Annotated in this window: 18 protein-coding genes, 1 tRNA gene and 1 other RNA gene; 3 read left to right on the top strand and 17 right to left on the bottom strand. The window is 44.6% G+C overall.

Annotated features, from left to right (window positions below; translation table 11 throughout):
• Nucleotides 1–30: 30 nt before the first annotated feature.
• The 16 genes from recO to coaD all read right to left on the bottom strand — a co-directional run bounded on the left by recO (nucleotide 31) and on the right by coaD (nucleotide 17,070).
• Nucleotides 31–807: a DNA repair protein RecO gene (gene recO / locus ACTXGJ_RS02890; RefSeq protein ID WP_443565055.1), complete on the bottom strand. Its 777-nt coding sequence runs from the start codon at nucleotides 805–807 to the stop codon at nucleotides 31–33.
• Between the two features lie 50 nt (nucleotides 808–857).
• Entirely contained in the window at nucleotides 858–1,898 is a 1,041-nt protein-coding gene (era, locus tag ACTXGJ_RS02885) for a GTPase Era (protein ID WP_443565085.1), read from the bottom strand.
• 169 nt (nucleotides 1,899–2,067) lie between these two features.
• A complete protein-coding gene (gene rnc, locus ACTXGJ_RS02880; RefSeq protein ID WP_443565054.1) occupies nucleotides 2,068–2,871 on the bottom strand; it encodes a ribonuclease III in 804 nt (267 codons plus the stop codon).
• A gap of 53 nt (nucleotides 2,872–2,924) precedes the next feature.
• Entirely contained in the window at nucleotides 2,925–3,314 is a 390-nt protein-coding gene (locus ACTXGJ_RS02875) for a DUF4845 domain-containing protein (RefSeq protein ID WP_439239998.1), read from the bottom strand.
• A gap of 38 nt (nucleotides 3,315–3,352) precedes the next feature.
• Nucleotides 3,353–4,255 carry a signal peptidase I gene (lepB, locus tag ACTXGJ_RS02870; RefSeq protein ID WP_443565052.1) on the bottom strand — a complete coding sequence of 301 codons (903 nt, stop codon included), beginning with the start codon at nucleotides 4,253–4,255 and terminating at the stop codon, nucleotides 3,353–3,355.
• A gap of 105 nt (nucleotides 4,256–4,360) precedes the next feature.
• Nucleotides 4,361–6,160 (bottom strand): translation elongation factor 4, encoded by a 1,800-nt coding sequence (gene lepA, locus ACTXGJ_RS02865; RefSeq protein WP_439240002.1) that lies wholly within the window; start codon nucleotides 6,158–6,160, stop codon nucleotides 4,361–4,363.
• Between the two features lie 362 nt (nucleotides 6,161–6,522).
• Nucleotides 6,523–7,752 carry a capsule biosynthesis protein gene (locus ACTXGJ_RS02860; RefSeq protein ID WP_439240005.1) on the bottom strand — a complete coding sequence of 410 codons (1,230 nt, stop codon included), beginning with the start codon at nucleotides 7,750–7,752 and terminating at the stop codon, nucleotides 6,523–6,525.
• Between the two features lie 205 nt (nucleotides 7,753–7,957).
• Entirely contained in the window at nucleotides 7,958–10,594 is a 2,637-nt protein-coding gene (locus ACTXGJ_RS02855; RefSeq protein ID WP_443565051.1) for a capsular polysaccharide biosynthesis protein, read from the bottom strand.
• An 89-nt stretch (nucleotides 10,595–10,683) separates the two neighbouring features.
• Nucleotides 10,684–12,465, bottom strand: coding sequence for a polysaccharide biosynthesis/export family protein (locus ACTXGJ_RS02850; protein ID WP_443565050.1), 1,782 nt, complete (start codon nucleotides 12,463–12,465; stop codon nucleotides 10,684–10,686).
• A 122-nt stretch (nucleotides 12,466–12,587) separates the two neighbouring features.
• Nucleotides 12,588–13,694 (bottom strand): capsule biosynthesis protein, encoded by a 1,107-nt coding sequence (locus ACTXGJ_RS02845; protein ID WP_439240011.1) that lies wholly within the window; start codon nucleotides 13,692–13,694, stop codon nucleotides 12,588–12,590.
• The gene (locus ACTXGJ_RS02840; RefSeq protein WP_443565048.1) at nucleotides 13,672–14,343 is read right to left on the bottom strand and encodes an ABC transporter ATP-binding protein; all 672 of its coding nucleotides are present in this window, start codon (nucleotides 14,341–14,343) and stop codon (nucleotides 13,672–13,674) included. Before ACTXGJ_RS02840 ends, ACTXGJ_RS02845 begins: the two co-directional genes overlap by 23 nt.
• Before the next feature lie 39 nt (nucleotides 14,344–14,382).
• Nucleotides 14,383–15,138: an ABC transporter permease gene (locus ACTXGJ_RS02835; RefSeq protein ID WP_443565047.1), complete on the bottom strand. Its 756-nt coding sequence runs from the start codon at nucleotides 15,136–15,138 to the stop codon at nucleotides 14,383–14,385.
• A 306-nt stretch (nucleotides 15,139–15,444) separates the two neighbouring features.
• Nucleotides 15,445–15,521: transfer RNA gene (locus tag ACTXGJ_RS02830), tRNA-Met, on the bottom strand.
• A 116-nt stretch (nucleotides 15,522–15,637) separates the two neighbouring features.
• Nucleotides 15,638–16,004: RNase P RNA component class A (rnpB, locus tag ACTXGJ_RS02825), an RNA gene on the bottom strand.
• A gap of 215 nt (nucleotides 16,005–16,219) precedes the next feature.
• Nucleotides 16,220–16,468 carry a YfhL family 4Fe-4S dicluster ferredoxin gene (locus ACTXGJ_RS02820; RefSeq protein WP_439240017.1) on the bottom strand — a complete coding sequence of 83 codons (249 nt, stop codon included), beginning with the start codon at nucleotides 16,466–16,468 and terminating at the stop codon, nucleotides 16,220–16,222.
• Between the two features lie 77 nt (nucleotides 16,469–16,545).
• Nucleotides 16,546–17,070 carry a pantetheine-phosphate adenylyltransferase gene (coaD, locus tag ACTXGJ_RS02815; RefSeq protein WP_439240019.1) on the bottom strand — a complete coding sequence of 175 codons (525 nt, stop codon included), beginning with the start codon at nucleotides 17,068–17,070 and terminating at the stop codon, nucleotides 16,546–16,548.
• Between the two features lie 293 nt (nucleotides 17,071–17,363).
• On the opposite strand from coaD, the gene smpB reads away from it, so the two are divergent.
• Nucleotides 17,364–17,840 (top strand): SsrA-binding protein SmpB, encoded by a 477-nt coding sequence (gene smpB / locus ACTXGJ_RS02810; RefSeq protein ID WP_443565046.1) that lies wholly within the window; start codon nucleotides 17,364–17,366, stop codon nucleotides 17,838–17,840.
• Between the two features lie 84 nt (nucleotides 17,841–17,924).
• On the opposite strand, the gene rarD is transcribed toward smpB, so the two are convergent.
• Nucleotides 17,925–18,935, bottom strand: coding sequence for an EamA family transporter RarD (gene rarD / locus ACTXGJ_RS02805; protein WP_443565045.1), 1,011 nt, complete (start codon nucleotides 18,933–18,935; stop codon nucleotides 17,925–17,927).
• A 228-nt stretch (nucleotides 18,936–19,163) separates the two neighbouring features.
• On the opposite strand from rarD, the gene ACTXGJ_RS02800 reads away from it, so the two are divergent.
• Together ACTXGJ_RS02800 and ACTXGJ_RS02795 are read left to right on the top strand one after the other, a co-directional pair.
• Nucleotides 19,164–19,631 (top strand): Lrp/AsnC family transcriptional regulator, encoded by a 468-nt coding sequence (locus ACTXGJ_RS02800; protein ID WP_439240025.1) that lies wholly within the window; start codon nucleotides 19,164–19,166, stop codon nucleotides 19,629–19,631.
• 104 nt (nucleotides 19,632–19,735) lie between these two features.
• Nucleotides 19,736–22,195 (top strand): YgiQ family radical SAM protein, encoded by a 2,460-nt coding sequence (locus tag ACTXGJ_RS02795; protein ID WP_443565043.1) that lies wholly within the window; start codon nucleotides 19,736–19,738, stop codon nucleotides 22,193–22,195.
• Nucleotides 22,196–22,217: the final 22 nt, after the last annotated feature.

Below are 22,217 nucleotides of genomic sequence, written 5' to 3'. Positions count from 1 at the left end.
TCATTTATCGTTTGAGTGATTCAAGAATCGCTATTGATAACGCTGTTGCTGCTGCCAAAGCAGACGGCTTTGTAGCGGCTGGTAGTCAAGCAGCTGATCGATAAGCTGACGATGTAGGCGCGACCATGAGTTCAGAGTCGCGCTTACGATACCAAGCTGAGTCATTGACAGTATCTCTTGGCCACTGAATAAAGCTGCTGCTGCTGAAGAAAGGTCTGCTGATGCTTCTGCTATCACTGGCATAAAGCCGGTATCGGCTAAAAACCGGTAAGTCATATCTGAATCGATAGCCTCTAAGCTACTATCCTCAGTTAAGCTTAGCGCAAAGCCTAACTCTTTAAATAAGTGCTGCTCAAATTGGCGTAGGCATAGGCGTAGCTCATCAGCTGTTAATGGCTGTTTGAGCAAATTTAAGCTATCTTGATAGTGCTGCCATAACACTGGCATAGGATCTTCACTAGGAAGTAGCTTCCATAATATCTCGTTGAGATATAAAGCCGCGTACTGCTGTTGGCCACGGATTTGACCATAACGTTGGTTATGACTTGCGGCTGATGAGCGGTCTGTTTGAATAGCGTGTTGCTCATTCTCTTGCGGGCTATCGAACTGGCTGATAGTGATTTGGGTAAAGGTTTTTAGATCGCGCTTGCCGGTGGCAAACAGTTGTAGTGGCTCAAATAGCGGCGCGCCCTTTTTACCAATACCATGCACCACTCCATGCTGCTGAGAAAAGAGATAGTAGATCGCGCGTTTTTCTTGGTAAGAGCGCTGATGTAATAAATAACCAACTAATGCTTCATTGCGCATTTATTATTACCTCAGCGTCAATTAGAGTGTTGCTTGAGTGGCAGCTTTTATTAGTACCCTAGGCTATTCAGAGCACGCTCATCATCAGACCAACCGCGTTTAACTTTGACCCATAGTGTTAGCATGACTTTTTTGCCAAACAGCAGCTCCATATCTTTACGAGCATCTATACCGACTTGTTTAATTCGCTGACCTTTTTCGCCGATGACGATGACTTTTTGACCACTGCGCTCCACAAAGATGGTCGCATCGATAAAGGTCATAGCCTTGCGTGGACGCCCGGTTTTAGGATCTTTATGCGCCGCTTCGTCTTTAAAGCCGTCAATTTGTACCGTCAGATCATAAGGCACTTCGTCACCGGCACTACGCATTATTTTTTCACGGATGATTTCACTGGCTAAGAAGCGCTCTGAGCGATCGGTGATTTGTTCAAGGTCATAAATAGGATCTGCAACGGGTAAATGTGAGGCGATAACTTCTTGCAAGCGGTCGAGATTTTGACTCTTTAAAGCAGAAACCGGCACGATATCAGCAAAATCGAAGCTTTCATTGAACGTTTCGATCAATGGCAACATCACACCCTTATCTTTTAGAGTGTCAGCTTTATTAATAATAAGCACAACGGTTAGGTCGGTTTCACCTAATTTTTGTAAGGTCAATAAATCATCTTCACGCCACTGGTCTGAATCGACGACAAACAGCACTAAATCCACATCGACTAGTGCTGATAATGCCGCTTTATTCATGCGCTCATTGATCGCGCGCACTTCATTATGATGAATACCGGGTGTGTCCACGAACACCGCCTGCATCTCATTGGTGCTCAAAATACCATGGATACGGTGGCGAGTCGTTTGCGGTTTGCGTGACGTAATAGAGAGCTTTTGACCCAAAAGATGGTTCATCAGCGTCGACTTGCCTACGTTTGGACGTCCAACAATAGCTACATAACCAGCTTTAAAATTCTCTGCGACGTCATGATTACTATCTGCTGAAAAAAAGCTATCGATTGCGTCGTCATTATCAGTAGTACTTAGTGTCTGGGCACTGTTGTCAGGCGCATCATTAGCCGTTTCTGGTTGCACAGCCACTAAGGACTTGCCTATTCTTCTACTACCTTTAGGTGAGTTGGTTTCGATATTTGGCTCAGTTTCGTTGTTTTGGCTCATATTATTGGCTTTATCTTTAAGGTTAAAGTAATGGCTTTTATAGTAAAAGTATTGATATTTTAATGATAGTTATAAAAGGATGAGGCTAATCTTAAGGGCGTTTTTTTATGGCATTAGGGAGTTTGTGCAACTGATTGATCATCAGCTCAGCCGCTTTTTGTTCCGCGATACGGCGACTCTCGCCAGACTCAGTCACATCAGGACATTGACTGATATTCACCTGGCAGCGAACGACAAAAATCTGATGCGGGGCATTACCGCGAGTTTCTATTAACTCATAAACCGGAAGCTCAAACTGCTTAGATTGCAGCCATTCTTGTAGGCGGCTTTTGGCGTCTTTTAGCACTTTTTGCTCATTGACGTTTTCTATCAGCTCACCATACCAAGCCAACACGCAATTACGGGTAATGTTAATATCTTGACTATCGAGATATATCGCGCCAATCAACGACTCTACCGCGTCGGCTAAAATAGAAGCACGGTTACGACCGCCACCCTTGCGCTCGCCCACACCTAATATGAGATGGTTCGACAGCTCAAGATTTTGCGCTATGATGACTAGCGATTCTTGGCGGACCAAAGTCGCGCGCATACGCGTCAAGCGCCCTTCATTTTGCGTAGGGTAACGATGATATAAAGCTTCGCCAACGATCATCCCGAGCAGCGCATCCCCTAAGAACTCTAAGCGTTCATAGTTTGTTTTACTATCAAAAGAGCGATGGGTCAAAGCCAGCTTGGGTAAGCTTAGATCATTAAAAACATACCCCAGCTTGCGAGTCAGCACCTCTAAGCCCTGAATAAAACTCGGGGTTAATATTAGCGCGTCAGTAGCAGTGCTTTTTTTGTGACTAACAGGCACGGGCTTTGCTTTATGCTGCGGTGGATTTGATTTCATGCGTGGCTTTTGGCTATCCTTTTATCGTATTAATATAGCAGCTTAGTCATTGTTTATTCTGCTGACGTCGCATCGATATCACCTTCAAAGCGATTGACGATATCGACGTTCGCAAAAAAGTTATTGGTTTCTTGGTAATTTTTATAAATCGCCAATTGTCCTGTTTTTTTATTAGTAAACGTAAAGATATCTTGGGCCGCAGTGTCGTAGTAAGCGTTGATATTGAGTTGTCTGTTGACTCGTTCAATATATTGGCTAGACGTCTCGTTATTAGCATTGGCCTCTTTCAACTGAGTCGCTAATAGCTCTGTCAATTGATAATCGCCCACTTGTGCCGGCACGATAGCTATCGTCAGCTTACCTGCAATAACAATAACGATTAATAATAAAATAATACTAGTCACACTAGCGCCGCGCTGTGCAGATAAACTGTTTTGCTTCATCCTTACGCTTCCTATGTAAGATGGGTAAGCTGGTATCATTAGTCGATCGAACCATTGCGATCAAAAGTTGGCATACTTAGGCCGGGCGCTTTATGCATCCAAATATAGACGGCTTTACCGGCTAAGTTCTCGTCGGGAACAAACCCCCAAAAACGGCCATCTAAGCTACGGTCACGATTATCGCCCATAACAAAATACTCATTTTCAGGAACCGTGATGCTCCACTGAGTGCCAGCTGAGCTCACCACCTCTGACGCTTGCTGCTGTAAAAAAGGCGCATATTGTGAGCTATTCATGCCTTTTAAGTAGCGAACCATGTGTTCATGCTCACCTTGAGTTTCTTTGAAATACTCCGCTTGCTCTTCTTCTAACTGTCCCATTCTCATGGCTTCAGCGTCAGACAGCGCTTGACCTGGAGCAATCTGGCCCGCTGAATACAGCTGTGAGGTCAATTCAGGATTGGCAGCATAGTCAACAGACTCAGTCTTTACATCTGTGCCATTGATGGCAAGGGTACCATTATCATAACTGACCGTATCACCTGGCAGGCCAATAACGCGCTTGATATAATGTACACTTGGATTTTCAGGATAACGAAACACAGCGACATCGCCATGTTCAGGATCACCTGTATCAATGACTTTACTATAAGTTAATGGCAAGCGCACGCCATAAGCGAACTTATTTACCGCGATAAAGTCGCCGGTATATAGCGTCGGCACCATAGAAGAGGATGGAATATTAAAAGGCTCAATCAAAAACGAGCGCACGATCAATACTACTGCCAATACTGGAAAAAAATCATAGGCCCAGCGCACTAGTAGATTTTCTTGGCCGGGGCCACGCGTTTTTCGCTGCTTCAAAGCCAGTTTATCTAATAGCCAAATCAGCCCTAAACCTAGAGTTAGTGGCACTAAAATTAAGTTAAAATCAAAATCCATCAAAGTGCCCTTGAGCTATCAAAAAGTGACTCATGCTTAAAATCGGTCTAAGACCGTAATTATCCTAATATAAAACTATCGGTATCGTTTACGATTTGTCGACTATTAACTATCGACCTGTAATACCGCTAAGAAAGCTTCTTGTGGAATCTCCACGTTACCTACTTGCTTCATACGCTTTTTACCCGCTTTTTGCTTAGATAATAGCTTTTTCTTACGCGATACGTCCCCGCCGTAACACTTAGCCAAGACATCTTTACGCATAGCTTTGACCGTACTACGGCCGATAATCTGACTGCCAATCGCGGCTTGAATAGCGACATCGAACATCTGCCGCGGGATTAGCTCTTTCATCTTAGTCACTAGCTGATTACCACGGAAACGCGCTTGATCCTGATGAACAATCATCGCTAGCGCATCGACTTTATCGCCGTTAATGAGCACATCAACTTTGACTAACTTATCGACTTGATAACGCTCAAAGTTATAATCTAGTGAAGCAAAGCCGCGCGATACTGACTTGAGACGATCAAAGAAATCCATGACCACCTCGGCCATTGGAATATCAAATATCAGCTGGACTTGCTTACCCATAAAGCGCATATCGACCTGCACGCCTCGGCGCTCAATACACAGCGTCATAACGTTACCTAAGTAGTCTTGCGGTACTAAGATCTGACAGCGCGCTATCGGCTCACGGAACTCTTCGATATTATTGGGTTCAGGAAGTTTTGAAGGGTTATCAACATAGATAACCTCGCCATCTTTCTTTTCTATCTCATAGATAACAGAAGGCGCGGTGGTAATCAGATCTAAGTCATATTCGCGCTCAAGGCGCTCTTGGATGATCTCCATGTGCAGCATACCTAAAAAGCCACAGCGAAAACCAAAACCTAACGCATCAGAAGTATCCGGCTCAAAAAACAATGAAGCGTCATTAATTTGCAGCTTTTGCAATGCTTCACGGAATTTTTCAAAATCATTAGAATCTACTGGAAACATCCCAGAATAGACCTGCGGGGTAATTTGCTTAAATCCAGGAATACGGTCGACATCAGGCGTTTTTGCATGAGTAATGGTATCCCCTACTGGCGCGCCGGCAATATCTTTAATACCAGCTATGATAAAGCCTACCTCACCCGCTTCTAAAATACCGGTATCTAAAGGCTTAGGTGTAAACACACCAATTGAGCTGACCGGATGTGCCTCTTGAGTCGATTTGATATAAATCTTATCTCCCTTACGCACTGTGCCTTCACGGACTCTGACTAATGACACCACGCCCAAATAACTATCAAACCAAGAGTCAATAATTAGCGCCTGTAACGGCGCTTCACGATCGCCTGTCGGCGGCGGTATAAACTCTACTAACGCCTCGAGTAGATTATCGACTCCAAGGCCGGATTTTGCTGAGACGCGCGGCGCATCAACGGCATCGATACCGATAATATCTTCAATCTCTTGGATGACGCGCTCAGGCTCTACTTGTGGCAGATCAATCTTATTGAGCACCGCCATTACCTCTAGGCCCTGATCGACTGCGGTATAACAATTAGCAACCGACTGCGCCTCAACACCTTGAGCCGCGTCAACGACTAACAGTGCGCCTTCACAAGCCGCTAATGAGCGTGATACTTCATAAGAAAAATCGACGTGACCTGGCGTATCGATAAAGTTCAGCTGATAACGCTCACCATTAGGATGGTCATAATATAGCGTTACCGACTGCGCTTTAATCGTGATACCGCGCTCACGCTCGATGTCCATAGAGTCAAGCACTTGTGCCTGCATCTCACGATCTTGCAGCGCACCGCACATCTGGATAAAACGATCAGCAAGAGTCGACTTGCCATGATCAATGTGGGCAATGATAGAAAAATTACGAATATTGGCTAATGCAGTCACAAAGCGCCTACTAAATAAGAGGTGATAGAGTATATTGATTAAAACTTGTCTTGCTAGTGGTCATCCCAGTAACACTATGTTTACTCTAAGTGTTTATTCTAAATTGCATTAATATATTTACTGAGAACTAAAGAGAAGCTTGTGTGCGTATTCTAGCAGTTTTTGGCTATAAAGTAAGGCGATTTCGTTGGCAAGCAATTGATTTATAACTCAAGATAAAGGCGAGGATAACCAAGACAAACGCAGGGCTAGTTTTTTGAGCGCTGCTTTGATGGCTGAGACATTTATCATGACGATGTAAAACTTCAGTACTTTAAAGCGGTAAGCGTACTAACTGACACTTTTAATCTTGGCTAGTCACATTATTTGCTAGCTTCAATCTCAACGTCGCTATGTTCTGGATGCTGCAAAAACTTATACATCCAAGGCGATTTACCATAAAACGAGCCATTTAGCTGGGTCTGCTCAATTAAATACTCGCGAAAGCGCAGATAAAACTCATTATCTGGCGCCTTAGGTTGTTGCCAAAAAGCATCAAGCGGTTTTGCATCCGTAAGCTTCGGAGTGTCATAAATAGCGCGTCCCATCACTTTGGTTGGTTTTTTATGATAAACCGATTGTAAGCCTGTGGTGCTATTGATAGTGACCATACCGATGCTATGCTTCATCAGCGTAGGCAAATGCATATCACAGCCGTAAAACACTCGCGATTCAAGCTGATACCGTGCAGCTAATTTTTGGACGAGCTCGCGATAATCACGATGACCACGGTCTAATGGATGATGTTTGAACACTAGCCACTGAGACTTATCGGCATAAGCGGCAAAGCTTGCTAGAGTACTTTCAATAAACTGCACGACATCGCGATAGCTACTATGATGGGTGATTTGTGAATCATTGTGGACTTGTAAGCTGACTAAAAAAAAGTTTTTATCCGCTTGGGTCACTAGCTGCTGCTGCAGACGCTTATCTGGCAAATAGTCTCGAAATTTACGCCATGGCGCTTTTAGCCAAGCGATAGCTTCTTGCCAAGCGGTCATGCCACGATAATGAGAATAATGTGGATAGCGTGACTTATACAGTCGTGTCACAACATAATAAACGATAGCGGCAATACTCAACCGATAAAAGCGATTATGGGTATATAAAGGATGATCGTTGGCTTTTTTCAGGGCTTTGATATCGGCAATATTGAGACGCGAATAGCCATTGATGCCATGCTCTTGTAAAGTAATATAGTCAGGGCGCAAATAGCCTTCTTCAAAAACGAAAAAGGATATACCCAACTGCTCGCCCAAGCACGCCGCTTGCGTATGATGTGGACGGCAATCTCCAAAACAAACAATAGCATCAATCGAATGCTCGGCAATAAAGGACTGTAGCCAAGAGGAGAACTGCGCCAAGGTGCCAGTATAATCATAAGCCTGATCTTGTCGATAAAAAAAAGCATCACCTGCATTAAAATTTATCTTGCTGACGGCAATACCTTGGCTCTTTAAAAAGGTAGCAAAGCGATTGAAAAACCCGCCCATCTTTCCTTGTAATAATAAAACGTGTCGATGGGTGAGCAGGTGATGCATCGATGCTGCCATAATTTTATTACCGTTAGTAAAAGAGGTTAAATAAAGATAACAGAAGTTATAAAATCAGCTTAAAAGTGTAGAAAAGTTCAATCTACAGTCGAATTATACCTAAAAAACCCCTGCTTGTTATAATGGATTTACAAATAGTGGCTCAACTGATTGATTAGATATTGTTTAAAAGCAAACTTAAACGAGCTGAAAAACATGCTACTCTTTATTTATTTGGCTTTTGTAAAAGCTGTTTTAGCTGATGGCGCTGCTGCATAAAGCGAGTAGCCGCTTGCCGTTTTACTGACTGTATCTTCTGAGCCAGCTTAGATTTAGCGATAGATAACGAAGGCTGAGCCGCACCGCTCTCTGAGGAAGTAGCACTATCAGAAGCGCTTGAAGGATACAAATAATCAATCACTTGCTCTACCTGAGCTAAGCCATACCCCTCCGGTAAGCGGTATAAAGGGTACGCTATCAAGGTGCACTGTATTAGTTGCTCAAGCGTCAAGGGCGTGCTGCGTTGACGGCGCTGCATATACAGCGCTTTTGGGGGCAGATCTGCATCGACATCGACAGTGAGTCCCCAGCCGGCGTAAAAAGGCAGACCATAACAAATGACTGTCAAATCACGTAATAGCGCCTCAAACCCAGTTAAAGAGCTAATAGTATGCACCTCATCTACCTGTGCTAAGCAGTCAGGCATCGCGGTATCATGTGCAACAGCGTCTACTTGCTGCAATATCTTAGCTGCTACTTGACCGCTGCGTAGGCCAACTTCGACATCAGGGTGCGGCTTATAAATCAGATAAGCATCAGGATGATCTTGGCGGACGCGTTCGATCAAATCGCTATTGGTTTTGATTGCTGAGCCGCAATACTGTACTGACAGATCGTCTTCGACTTGACCGACGATTAAAAGGCGAGTCTTATTGGTTGCTTGCGCCGCGCTCAGCCATGATATTTTTGAATTGCCGCTGATTTCATTATTGCTTTTAGCAAGGGTGTTATTATTTTGATTATCAGTAGCACGCGTGCCGACATTGTATTTACTGACGCGCTGAGTCAATAGCTTGTCGCGAAGCTGCTCGATTCGTTGTAACTGTTTATCGCTTAAAGGCTGACAATCGCGTAGTAATATTTCTAAATCAGACGGCTGGGTAGCATCGTAATAGATACCACGTTTATCTACCACTACTGATAAAGGTGCTAATAAAGTCGCTCCTAAGCCATTAGAGCGGATAAAGCCGTCTTCCATGGTATAAATAGGCGGCGTAGCGGTAGATAAATCAAGCTTATCTGAATCGGAGTTGCGGGAGTGACTTTTAGACTGGCCTCTTTTTAGCTTGCTGTTTTTTAGCTTGCTCTCTAGCTGCTGACGCTTAGCTAAGCCCCAAACCAGCAAAGGTTGTCGGTAGTCTGCACGAAAATGGTCGGGATGCAGCAAGTTTTTTAATCTAGGCTTAGGCTTAACAAACAACGAGGTGCGCGGCAAATCAATAAAAGCTCTAACAAAAGGTAGTTTCCAGCGGCTAAACTCATAAACCGTCAGATTGCCCTCAAGGCGTAAGGACCAATACCGATTAGTCACTAGCCAATCGATCGCGTTATCAATATCGCAAGCTTGTTTGGTCACCGGATCGGCATAATAGCTGTAGTCGATATAAGCGCTATAAAATAAAGTGGCTAAACTTGACTCGATAACCGCTGTTGGCTTTTTCTTCATTAGCGACAGTCTATTTTTGCCGCGCTGATAAAAGGAGAGCTTCGTTGGGTTTTTACTCTCTGGCGCCGGTCTGAAACTCTCAGATCGCTGTTGTCGCCGCAAAATTGCCTTATTTAATAGCGGCTGAGGCGCGCCCGTATCCTCAGTTAAGCCCCAACCACTGTACCAGCTGACACCAAAACAATGCACTGACTTGCCTAACATCAAAGCTTCAAAGCCCATATGTGAGCTGACCGTATAGACGTGATCGATTTGCGCTAATAACGCTATAGGATTGAGCGCTTGCTTAAGTACTCGGACATTCTTGGGTAGCTTTAAGGAAGTTAGATAACCTTTACTGCTCGCAGGATGGGCTTTTATCCAAATATGAGCGTTAGGGTGGTTGCGGTAGGCCGCTTTTAGCATACGTTTGAATTGCTTTTTATCTGCCCCCGCGCCTTTGATAGAAGCATCGCCCTGCACTTGATCGATTAAGAGCACATGTGAGGTTAGTGCGCTGCTGTTAGAACTATTGTCTTCGGCAATGATTTTATCTAGTGAGGGACACGCTATCACCGCGTTGTACTTACTTAACTGCTCATCAATGATACGCGCCATTAACCGCTCAGCGCGTAAGTTCTCGGCTGTAGCTTGCGCCAAGCTTGCTGGTATGTGCGTGCGTTGCAAGATGAGCTGCTCAAGGCGTGACTGATGGTTTAAGTCAAAATATATCCCCAAATCATCGACTACCACGCTCAATGCCTGACGACTATCAATACCAGATTGTAGAGAGCGCAAAAGCCCATCTTCGACACTCAAGGTCGTGAGCTGCTGACGCTTGGCCGCCTTATTGGCACGTTGGTAGCTTTTTTTATGGCCCCAACCGATAAAAGCGTCGGGCTTATCAGGATGCGTAGTGCCTAATTTTAGAGCTTTCTGAATCTTTGATCCTATGCGCGACCAAGGATACCAACGCTGAATGTCAGCTTGCAGGATATGCGGTAATAGCAGGTTATTACGCTTAATGCCTTTACCTATCACCGCAAATCTTGGCGTAACAGTAGAGTTATTGAATGGCTGCAAAACATCATCAGATAGCGAGGTAAGCTCAGTCATTTCAGCTTGTACTTGCTTATTATTCGCTATCTTTTTTGCCATTTTATCCTACCTATTCTGTTATAACGTCTTATACCCTACTCTCTAAAGCTCACATAGCTGCCAAATCCTAAGCCCTTATTAAGCCGCTGTTATAAATCTAAGACTACCTTGGCAGCGATTGCTAACTGATAGACGATTTGTGATAAACCGCGCGTAATCTCTACCCGTTTGGTTTTTACTTTAGGTAGTACCATAATTTCATCGCCCTGCTGAATACGATAAGCGCTATTGACCACTTCATTGGCTCCATTTTGATGGATGACTAAGATCTCTTTGGTATCCGCATTGTCATCAAAGCCACCTGAATTAGCGATGTAGTCCCCTACGGTATAATCAGGATTGAAAGTCAATGCCCCTTGCGCTCGTACCTGGCCATTGACGGTGATGACAGAGGTTTGCGCGGGTATCTCAATGATATCGCCTTGTTGCAGGATAATATCCTGCCAAGAGTTCGGTACAACGACGATCTGACCCGTTGGCTGTACTTGACGCGCTTTTGCCACAAACTCTTTCACCAAAGTAGCATCATCTTGGCGCAGCGCCGCCTCTTCACGAGTGGTAGACTGCGTCGCTAAGGTCAACTGCTCTAGGCGATCAAGAGACTCATTGATCATGCGTTTTTGTTGCTCGACTACAGACTGGCGATAGATGGTCAGATCAGTCAGTTGCGCTAGTGGACTGGGCTGTATTTGCGGCAGAATATCTTTTAGCCGCGCGCCATAAGGCACAACCATCGCGCCATTACCGGTATGCGCGCCTTGAATCTGTACCGCAATAGTGCCGGCGTAGCGATCTGAGGTCACAACCATTTGATCGCCATTGTAGACTGGCACGTTTTGCGCCTCGCTCAGACTGTAATACTCCGCGGTCTGCGCTCGACCAGCGCTACGGGTAATACTAACGTTAGTGGCATTGGCTGCTGGATTAGCCACCTGCAGTACATCACCAATCGTTAAGTTATTGACATCAAACTCAAAGGTATATTCGTTCTGGACTTGGCCGCCAACTTCAAAAGTTTTTTTCTGCGGCGCCACCGTAATCACATCACCATCACGAAAGGCAAAAGGCTGCAATTTACCCGCTAACAAAAAGTCATAAAGATTGACTTGTTGCAGTAGCTGGCCATCACGTTTGATCTGAATATCGATGTAGCTCCCACGGGTAGGATCAACCCCGCCTGCTCGGTCGAGATAAGACAATACCGAATCAGCCGCCAGCCCGCCATAGTAGCCTGGCTGCTTGACAAAACCAGTCACAAAAACCTTGACTGGCTGCGCTTGCTCTAACGAGGCATAAACGCCGACATTAGAGCGATAAATACGGCTAACTGCGCTTTTGACTACGTTTTGTAGATTGCCATTTTGGACGCCTGAGATGCGCACAGGCCCAACGTTTGGCAAAAATATATTTCCTTGCGGATCAACCGTCATGGTGGAGGCAAACTGATAAGCGCCCCACATTCGCACCTGTACATTATCGCCGGGGTTGATGACGTAGCTGCCGTTAAAGGTCGAACCAGAAGTGGTCGAAAAAGCGCCGCGGAATAACTGCTCACCAAACATCTGATCTTGCGTATTGATCTCTTGATAAGGGCGCGTGGTGTTAATGACCGATTGACTAGGCAAGCTTGATGCCGCGACCGCTTCTTGCGCGGTGCCTTGACCCGGCACTCCGCCTGCAAAGGCTTGAGTGGCCACATTAATGTTGTTACGGTTTTGGTTTTGACTGCTATTATTGGCAGAAGTACCAAAGCTCCCCCCTGCTACTTGATCGGCGTAGCTGGTCGCAGCGAGCGCTGGAATGCTCGTCGCCGCCATGGTTAAGCTGATGATCTTAATCAGGGTAACGATAAGACGTGGTTTGGTATTCATGAGCTGTATTCCTTTGCCGATATGCCGATCATATCAGTATCTAATGTTTCATTTATAACGCATAAGGGCGCCAAGCTTGCTATCAAATAGTAGCTAAAAGCTGAGCGCAAAATTATCAATATCTAACTGCGATGATCGCGCACAACAGCCATGACTAAACGTACAAAACCATAGAACATCAGTAACAAGGCTAGTGAGGTCCAAATGATGTACAGATGACGCGGATAGGTGGCCTCTTCTGCCTCATAAGGGGTTGAGATAATAATCAGATTCTTCATCTTTTTGAAGGCTTCAAGTCGCGCCTTTTCTAGCGATGATAATGATAGCTTATAAAGCTCAGTGGCAAAATCCACATCGGCCTTAATCGTCTCAAACTGTACCGCTTGCCGGTTTAACTTAGTGGTGTTGGGTGAGGTGAGTTTCGTTTGCTCTTGAGCGATTTGTTCTTCAACCGCTTTAATCTGACTTCTCAACGACACCACTTGCGGGGCGTCTGGATTAAGATAACTGAGTAATTGACGCTCTTCGGTACGCAAAGAGCTTAGCTGGGCCTGCAAGCTACCAATTAGCTGATTTACGATCTGGGCGTTGGCCTGCGGATCAAAGATTTCATTGGTGTTTTGATAGTTCAGCAGTTGCTCTTTGGCATCATTTAAGCGATCTTCTGATTCACTGAGCTGGGTTTCGGCAAAAGACAATTGATCGCGAGCAACTTCTTGCGAGATACGGTTCACAAACTGCTCAGACTCGGCCAAAATCGCCTGATTCAACTTAAAGGCATAATCTGACTGAAAAGCTTCGGTCGATACGGAGAGGATATAGCTTTGCTCATCAAGATTAATATGCACGCGCTTTTTAAAATACTTCAGCAGCTCTTCTTGCGTAGCATCAGGGTCAATCTCGTTGAGCGGATCTGAGCCATCCACGTGATAAGCTTCGCGAAACTTGAAGGTATTATCAAGGCGCTTCACCATATCATTGGATAAGATATATTCAGTCAGATAAGTGGCATCTTCTTTACTCGTGCTATTGACTCCCAACAAAGCCGATAGACCACCGCCAGCGGGGACATTAGTATCGCTTACCTGTTTGACCACCACATCGGAGGTTGAGATAAAGCGGGGATGCGCTAAGGTCATGACATAAAAGATCACTAGCACCCAAGGTAGGATGACCAAGCCGATAAACAGCGAGAAGTCAATGATCTTATTTTTTCGCTTTGTGGACATGCTTTTCATATACCTCAATCGCTTCTTCTGTATTGTCAAACACTAATGCCGTTTGATTCATTAACACGATACCAATATCGCAATTACGCTTAATATCACCAATATTATGTGACACCACCAAAAACCCTGCCTGTGCACGGCGCGCTGCCAAAATCTCTTCACTACGCTTACGAAAGGCGGCATCACCTACCGCGCCAGCTTCATCAAGCATGTAATAATCAAAATCAAAGGCTAAGCTTAAGCCAAAAGTCAAACGCGCTTTCATCCCTGAAGAGTAGCTCTTTACCGGCATATCAAAATAATTGCCAATATCGGCAAACTCTTCGACAAAGCGAATCTTTTCGTCAATATAAGCGCCGCTCGAATACAAGCGACAAACAAAGCGAACGTTTTGCCGCCCTGTTAAGCTGCCTTGGAAGCCACCCGCCACCCCGACTGGCCAAGAAATCGTCGAATCAGTGATAATCTCGCCACTATCCGGCTGATCAAGGCCACAAATGATACGCAGTAAAGTAGATTTACCAGCACCGTTACGACCAAGCAAGCCTACATTTTGCTTGTCGCCTATGGTCAGGTTTAAGTCTTTAAATAAATAATGCCGACCTTGCTTGGTCATAAATGACTTGGATATATTTTTGATCTCGATCATTTATCTACCTATATCTTAAATAACCCTTAAAAAAATTGCCTAACGAGAACGTAACATATCTCTTTCTGTAAATTTATAAAGTAAAAGACCAAAAAAATTAACCCCTATCATCCACTTTAAAAAGTAAGTAATATCGATATGATAAGCGGGGTAATTTGGCGCAAAAGCATGGCGTATCAGCTCAATATTATGAATGAGAGGATTATATAACAAGTAGCTAAAATAGGGCTCGGGAACGATATGAATAGGGAAAATAATACCAGAGGTAAAGTAAAGGATAGTAAAAAATATCGTCACCACTTTACTGATTTCCCCGCCATAATAACCCACAACCATCATAATCAAAGCAATGCCAAAGCTAAATAAAAATAACGTAATCCAGCAAAAAATCACAATATGTAAATTCTCTAAATTGGCATAAATATCAAAAAAAGCTAGACCCACCAATAATAGTATAGAAGTAAAAAAGTAGATAATTAACTCTAAAAAAGAGCGAGCAATAATGACGTCAATGTGCCTTATCGAGCGATACATCAACAGCCCTTGATTAGCCTCAACCGCACCTAACGCCCTAGTTGCAATCTTTTGAAACATGCGAAAGGGCACCATTCCTGCCACTAAAAACAGGGAAAAATCCATTCCTGGTACTAAGCGTTCACGAATAGCGCCAAAAATAACTAGAAATATTAGTATTTGAAAAATAACTTCTAGCGGTGCCCATAAGTAACCTAACCGATAGCCACCGAAACGAGTCTGTAGCTCACGCATGATTAAAGCATGAAAAGCCGCGCCCATGACTTTAAGGCCGCTACGGTGTTTGACAGGACGATAAGGAGGTAACTGTACGGACATGGATTTACAAGACCTTGCTAAAACAGCTCCCATGATAAGTAAATGGTGCTTAAGTTACAACAATTAATCTGTGAATGAGTAGATAAGTCGCTGATTTTTAAGCATTCATTAACGCTACTAAATCGATGCGGTGCGCCGTTTAGGTAGTTGTTTAGATAATTAAGAGAGTTCTGCCACTGTTGCAGAGAGTTGTAGATTAAAACCTATAGGCAAAAAAAAACCAATCGCTAAGGATTGGCTTTTTGAATATGGTGGCGATGGAGAGACTTGAACTCTCGACCTCACGATTATGAGTCGTGCGCTCTAACCAGCTGAGCTACATCGCCATTTAAGGCTCGGTATAATACCGATAGCATTGACTTGCGTCAACCCCAATCTGACATTTTTTGCAAAAAAACTGCTTTAACTTCTAAAATACAATAGCAAATCTAGGACACATAAAAGGTTTGGTAGACCGATAAGCCGGGTTCTGTCGTGGACAATCATTCCTCTAGGCGTACAATCGCTCGTACGCTCAAGCAACCTACCCGCATCGAACGCGGGCCGCGCCATATCGATGCCTATTTGGTCTTGCTACGCGTGGAGTTTACCCTGCCGTGAGATGTTGCCATCCACGCGGTGCGCTCTTACCGCACCCTTTCACCCTTACCGACAATATCTAAGATATCGAAGGCGGTCTGCTCTCTGCTGCACTGGTCGTCAGATTACTCTGCCCAGCCGTTAGCTGGCACGCTGCCCTATGTAGCCCGGACTTTCCTCCCCTGCAAGTCTGTAAAACAGTATGCAGCGGCGATTGCCTAGTCTACCAAGCGCGCTATTATAACAAAACTTGTACTAGCTTGGTTATGTATTTTTGGATTATTTTAGAGCTAAATTTTGTAGCACTACCCTGCTTGCAACTGACAAGAATTATTGGCGTAGGCTAAAGAACCAGCCTACAACAGCCCACATTTGAAGGAATAACTTTTTCGAATTCAAACTAATCTATATATTTACTCTGAGAGCTACTGACTATCAAATGATTTTACTTACCAGTAATACGCTTATATTTGGCTAATAAATCGCTCTGGGTCTCAACATGGTTAGGATCATGGGGAATACAATCTACCGGGCAGATCACCACGCATTGCGGCTCATCGAAATGGCCGACGCATTCGGTGCATAAATCTGGATCGATGACGTAGATGTCTTCGCCCTCAGAGATAGCCTCGTTGGGACAAGCAGGCTCGCAGACATCACAGTTGATACATTCATCAGTGATTAATAATGCCATGACCTACCCCTTTGTCGTTATAAAATGATGATTATGAAAATTAGCTCTGCTTGCGATAAGTAACAAAACTTGCTGACTTATTTTGTCTGAATGGCGAGCTTATCAATAAAGGCCTGCGAGACGCACTCTGGCACAAACTTTCTGACATCGCCGCCAAGCTTAGCGATTTCGCGAATCATAGTAGAGGAGATAAATGAATAGTTCTGTGAAGGCGTCAAAAATACCGCTTCAAAATTTTCATCAAGCTCACGGTTCATATTGGCCAGTTGAAACTCATACTCAAAATCTGACATCGCACGCAGCCCGCGTAGTACTGCAGTCGCTCCCTTCTCGCGCATAAAGTCAACGAGCAAACCTTCAAAACCGACGACCGATACTTGCGGTAAATCCTCAAACACGGTTTCGACTAATCTCACCCGCTCCTCAAAACTAAATAGCGGCTTTTTATGATGACCTGACGCCACGGCAATAACCACTTCATCGAATAATTTTGTAGCACGTTTGACTAAATCGACATGGCCGGTAGTTATCGGATCAAAGGTACCAGGATAGAGAATTTTGGTGTGTAGCTTAGAAGCTTTAGAAGTAGAGGCTTGAGTCATAGCAAGGCTAATATAGTCATTGATGGTAATGCGTATCCTAGCAAATTTAGCGCCTATTGAATACTTAGTTTATTAGCTTTCGATAGCATGGGCTAAAATAGTAACGGCTACATTTGTCCTAAAGGGCTATTACCCTTTTTAACCTTCGATTTGTTACAATACTCGCTTCGACTCATTCATCTTTATGGCTCAAAGCTAATGGCGAAATTAGCGGGTTAGAATGAGGAATAGTAAGACTAGGACCAGAAGTTAAAGGCAGCGACTTATTAACTCATCGTCCTGATGGAGAGATTATGTCAAAAAAATCAAGAAAACCGGACAACCAGATTGCCAGTAATAAAAAAGCGCGGCACGAGTATTTTATTGAAGAGACTTTTGAGGCGGGATTGTCACTGCAAGGTTGGGAAGTCAAATCCATTCGCGCTGGTAAAATGACCATTACCGAAGCTTATATTATCTTTCGCAATAATGAAGCTTTTTTATTTGGTGCGCATATTCAGCCACTAATTTCTAGCTCAACGCATGTGAGTCCTGATACCACGCGCACCCGTAAGCTACTGCTCAATCGCCGCGAGATTGATAAACTCTATGGCGCGGTCAATCAAAAAGGCTATGCTTGCGTGCCGTTATCCTGTTACTGGAAGCGCTCAATGGTAAAGTGCCAAATCGGACTTGCCGTTGGTAAAAAGCAGCATGACAAACGCAAAACCCTTAAAGACCGCGATTGGGAGCGCGATAAGCAGCGCGGCTTTAAACAGCATTTGGGTTAGGGTCTGTTGAAAATATATCACAAAAAACGGCTATCATTATGATAGCCGTTTTTGCGTTAATAAGCTTAGTTCTATTTAAACCAGCTACGCTGACGCGGGTGCTTGATTACGTTTAACCAGACGCAACTGACGAAAGCCATGAGCAATCAAAAATGCAATTCCCAACCAAATCAGACCATAGCTATAAAGCATCGCCGATTCAAACGGATTACCCAGTATAGTAATCGCTAAAATAAATAATAACGCTGGCTCTAGGTAGCTCATCATGCCGTAGACGTTGACCGGTAGCATTTGACTGGCATCGACATTGGTCTTCATAGCTAGCACACTTAAGATGCCAAGTCCTATAAGCATCATAATAAAGTAACTGGAGCTGCTAACTAAGCTCAAGCTACTGGGCGCTATAAAGACTAAATACCCTAAGGCAAATGGCGCAAAAATTGTTAAATCAACCAGTAAACCCGTAATCGCACCGATACCTTGCAGACGGCGTATAATGTAATACAGCGGATAAGTACCGCACACCCATAAAGTCGCCCAAGAGATGCTTTGGGTACGCACAATCTCACTAGCGACACCCAATGCCGCAAAGCCCACGGCTAACCATTGCAAACGGCTGAGTTTTTCACCGAATAGCACACAGCCAAATACCACCATCATTAGCGGAAACAGAAAATAACCCATCGCGGTTTGTACACCTTGACCATTGACTGGGGCCCACATAAACAGCCAAAACTGGCTTAAAAATATTGGTGTTGGCAGTAGTAACCATACCCACTGTTTTATTGAACCTAGCTTTTTTAATTTTTCTAAATGCAAGCCTAAGCGTCCACTAAGCACCAGATAGCCTACTAGTGCCGCCCACATCGCTAGCATCCGCCAGATAAAAACTTGCGTACCAGATAGTGGTGCTAAAAAGTGACTATAAGCATAAAGCACGCCAAACAATAAATTCGATACTATCGCTAACGCTACGCCCATTACAAGCGTGCGCTGCTTAGTGCTACCCGCTGTCCATACCGTTGGCAACGGCAAACGCGCGACTGTACTCGCTAGCGTATTATTAAATACCGCGGATAAAACTGAGGGTGACATAAACGCTCCAAAAATTGAATTAGATTCTATCATTCAGCATCTTGTCGTTATTAAGCTGATGGAAACTAGTTTACTAGAGCGCTTTGATATATTATTTCTATATCTAACTAATTATGAATTTTTTTATCGTATTATGGCAAAATTACTAATTATTTATCATTATTGAGTTTTTGTTAGTATTTATGCTTAGTGACCGTTAAATTCTACCTAATTTAGAAGCCTAATGTTATGACACACACTTTAGACCAAACGGACAAAGCTATATTAAACCTATTACAAGACGATGCGACTTTGCCACTGAAGACAATTTCGCAAAAGGTAAACGTTTCTATTGCTACCGCCCAGCGGCGCGTACAAGCTCTAATAGATAATGAAGTCATTAGTAAACAAGTGGCTATCGTCAATCCAAACAAAGTGGGCTACGGTCTGACAGCAGTAGTGATGATCCAGATGCTACGCTCGAATAATTCTATGCAACACCGATTTGAGCGCTTGATGAGCAGCCAGCCTCGGGTGATGAGCTGTTATGAAGTGTCAGGCGATGCAGATTTTATGCTAATGGTCAATGCTAAAAATATGCAAGATTACCATCAATTTACCCGCGACTTACTGACGCACGAGAATAATGTGCGTAGTTTTAGCAGTCAGTTTGTGATGAACTTTACTAAAAGTGGTACGAAGATATTGTTGGATTAATCTTAAACTATCAATCACTTATCGGTAATTGAATATCACATCCTGAACGCAATTCATGTTAAAATGAGCGCCTTTTAATTAGCCTCAAATATACAGGTCTGCCCATGTCTGCCGATACCATTGCTCATACCGCTTTTAAACAAGGCACTAAGCCGCTATACGACTACGATAAGCATTGGGCAAGCTGCTATGAGCCTGCGCCTTACTTGCCGATGAGTCGTGCGGAGATGGACGCGCTAGGTTGGGATGCTTGCGATGTGATTATCATCTCCGGCGATGCGTATGTCGATCATCCAAGCTTTGGGATGGCGATCATTGGTCGTTTGTTGGAAGCGCAAGGCTTTCGTGTCGGTATCATCGCGCAGCCTGATTGGAAGAGCAAAGACGCCTTTATGGAGCTTGGCAAACCCGTTTATGCCTATGGCGTCACCGCGGGCAACATGGATAGTATGATCAACCGCTATACTGCTGATCGCAAGATACGTAGCGATGATGCCTACTCACCGGGTAATGTGGCGAATAAACGCCCTGATCGCGCCGCGATTGTCTACAGCCAGCGCTGCCGCGAAGCTTATCCTGATGTGCCCATTATCTTAGGCGGTATCGAAGGTAGCCTACGCCGAATTGCCCATTATGACTATTGGTCGGACAAGGTACGCCGTAGTATTTTGCTCGATAGCCGTGCCGACGTCTTACTGTATGGTAATGCTGAACGCGCTATCGTTGATGTGGTGCATGGTCTATCCAAAGGCTATACCTTTGAGCAAATGAGCAGCTTGCGCGGAGCGGCTTACCTGTTGACTCCAAGCCGTCGCCACTGGCAAGCACATATGACAGAGGTCGCCAGTAACGATGTCGATACCGTCGGCCGTGTCGATCCGATTATCAATCCTTATGTGATGACCGAAGACGTTGACAGCTGTAAGATTGAGCAAGAAAAACCTAGCGATTCGCCCGTTGGCCAAGCGATGACTGGCATGTCTGCCCAATACGCGGGATTTGTCGCAGAGCCTGTCACTAATAAAGTTCTGAACGCCGAGCAAGTCGATACTGATACGCAAGTGGTGCAAATGCGCGGTATGGATGCTGAGGATAATAAAGAATATAAGCCCAAAACTGCTCTTAAGCATAAGCTAAAGATGCCACCACGTGAGCAAACCGTCATTCGTCTGCCAGATTATGATCATGTCAAGTCCGATCCGGTACTCTACGCGCACGCTAGCCGAATTCTACATCTTGAGACTAACCCAGGTAATGCGCGGGCGCTAGTGCAGCGTCATAGTAGCGGCGCGGGTAACTCCTTTACCTCTATCGATGTTTGGCTTAATCCGCCGCCGATTCCACTGTCGACCGAAGAGATGGATTACGTCTTTGATTTGCCTTATGCGCGCCTGCCGCATCCCAGCTATGGCGACGCCCGTATCCCTGCTTATGACATGATCAAATTCTCAGTCAATATTATGCGTGGCTGTTTTGGCGGTTGTACTTTTTGTTCGATTACCGAGCATGAAGGTCGTATTATCCAAAACCGCTCAGAAGACTCCATCCTACGCGAAGTGGAAGCCATTCGTGATACCGCGCCGAACTTTACTGGCGTTATCTCAGACTTAGGTGGCCCGACGGCCAATATGTATCGTCTCAACTGTAAAGATGAAACCATCGAAAAGCACTGCCGTAAGCCCTCTTGCGTCTACCCAGATGTCTGTGAGAACTTGCTCACTGATCACAGTAATTTGACCCAGCTGTATCGTAAGGCGCGTGATATCAAAGGCGTGAAGAAGATCCTCATCGCCTCCGGTCTTCGCTATGATCTAGCGGTAAAAGATCCTGAATACGTCAAAGAGCTCGTTAGCCATCATGTCGGTGGTTATCTCAAAATCGCGCCAGAGCACTCTGAAGAAAACGTCTTAGCAAAAATGATGAAACCCGGTATGGGCAGCTATGATAAGTTCAAAGCAATGTTTGAGCAGTACAGCCAAGAGGCCGGTAAAGAACAGTATCTGATACCTTACTTTATCGCGGCGCACCCCGGCACTAAAGACGAAGACATGATGAACCTTGCACTGTGGCTCAAAAGCTATGGCTACCGTGCCGACCAAGTGCAAGCCTTCTACCCAAGCCCCATGGCGACCGCGACGACGATGTATCATACCCATAAAGATCCGCTGCACAAAGTCAGCCGCGAAGGTGGTGATATGGATATCGTCAAGTCAGGCAAGCAGCGTAAATTGCACAAAGCGTTTCTTCGTTACCATGACCCTAAGAACTGGGCGATACTCCGTAAAGCACTGCAAGATATGGGACGTAGCGATCTAATCGGTAAAAACAGAGGCTGCCTCATACCGCCTTTTAACGCACATTTAGAAGGCCGTGACGCCAATCAAGACAGCTATCAATCAGCGCGTAAGAAAAATAGCCGCGTTGGCAATGACTCGATTAAGCGTCAAAACAATAGTAACAATAGCGCTAGTAAAGCTCAAACCAATAACCGCTCTAAAAAGAAAGTCAGTAAAGGCAACTTTCAGACACAGCATACCGGCTTGCCACCACGAAAGACTAGTTAAACAAAGGTTAGTGAACAATACA

Source organism: Psychrobacter sp. 1Y11, from assembly GCF_052259045.1.
Classification (GTDB): domain Bacteria; phylum Pseudomonadota; class Gammaproteobacteria; order Pseudomonadales; family Moraxellaceae; genus Psychrobacter.
The sequence above is the reverse complement of the archived record's forward strand: the minus strand, read 5'-3'. Positions and strand labels throughout refer to the sequence as shown.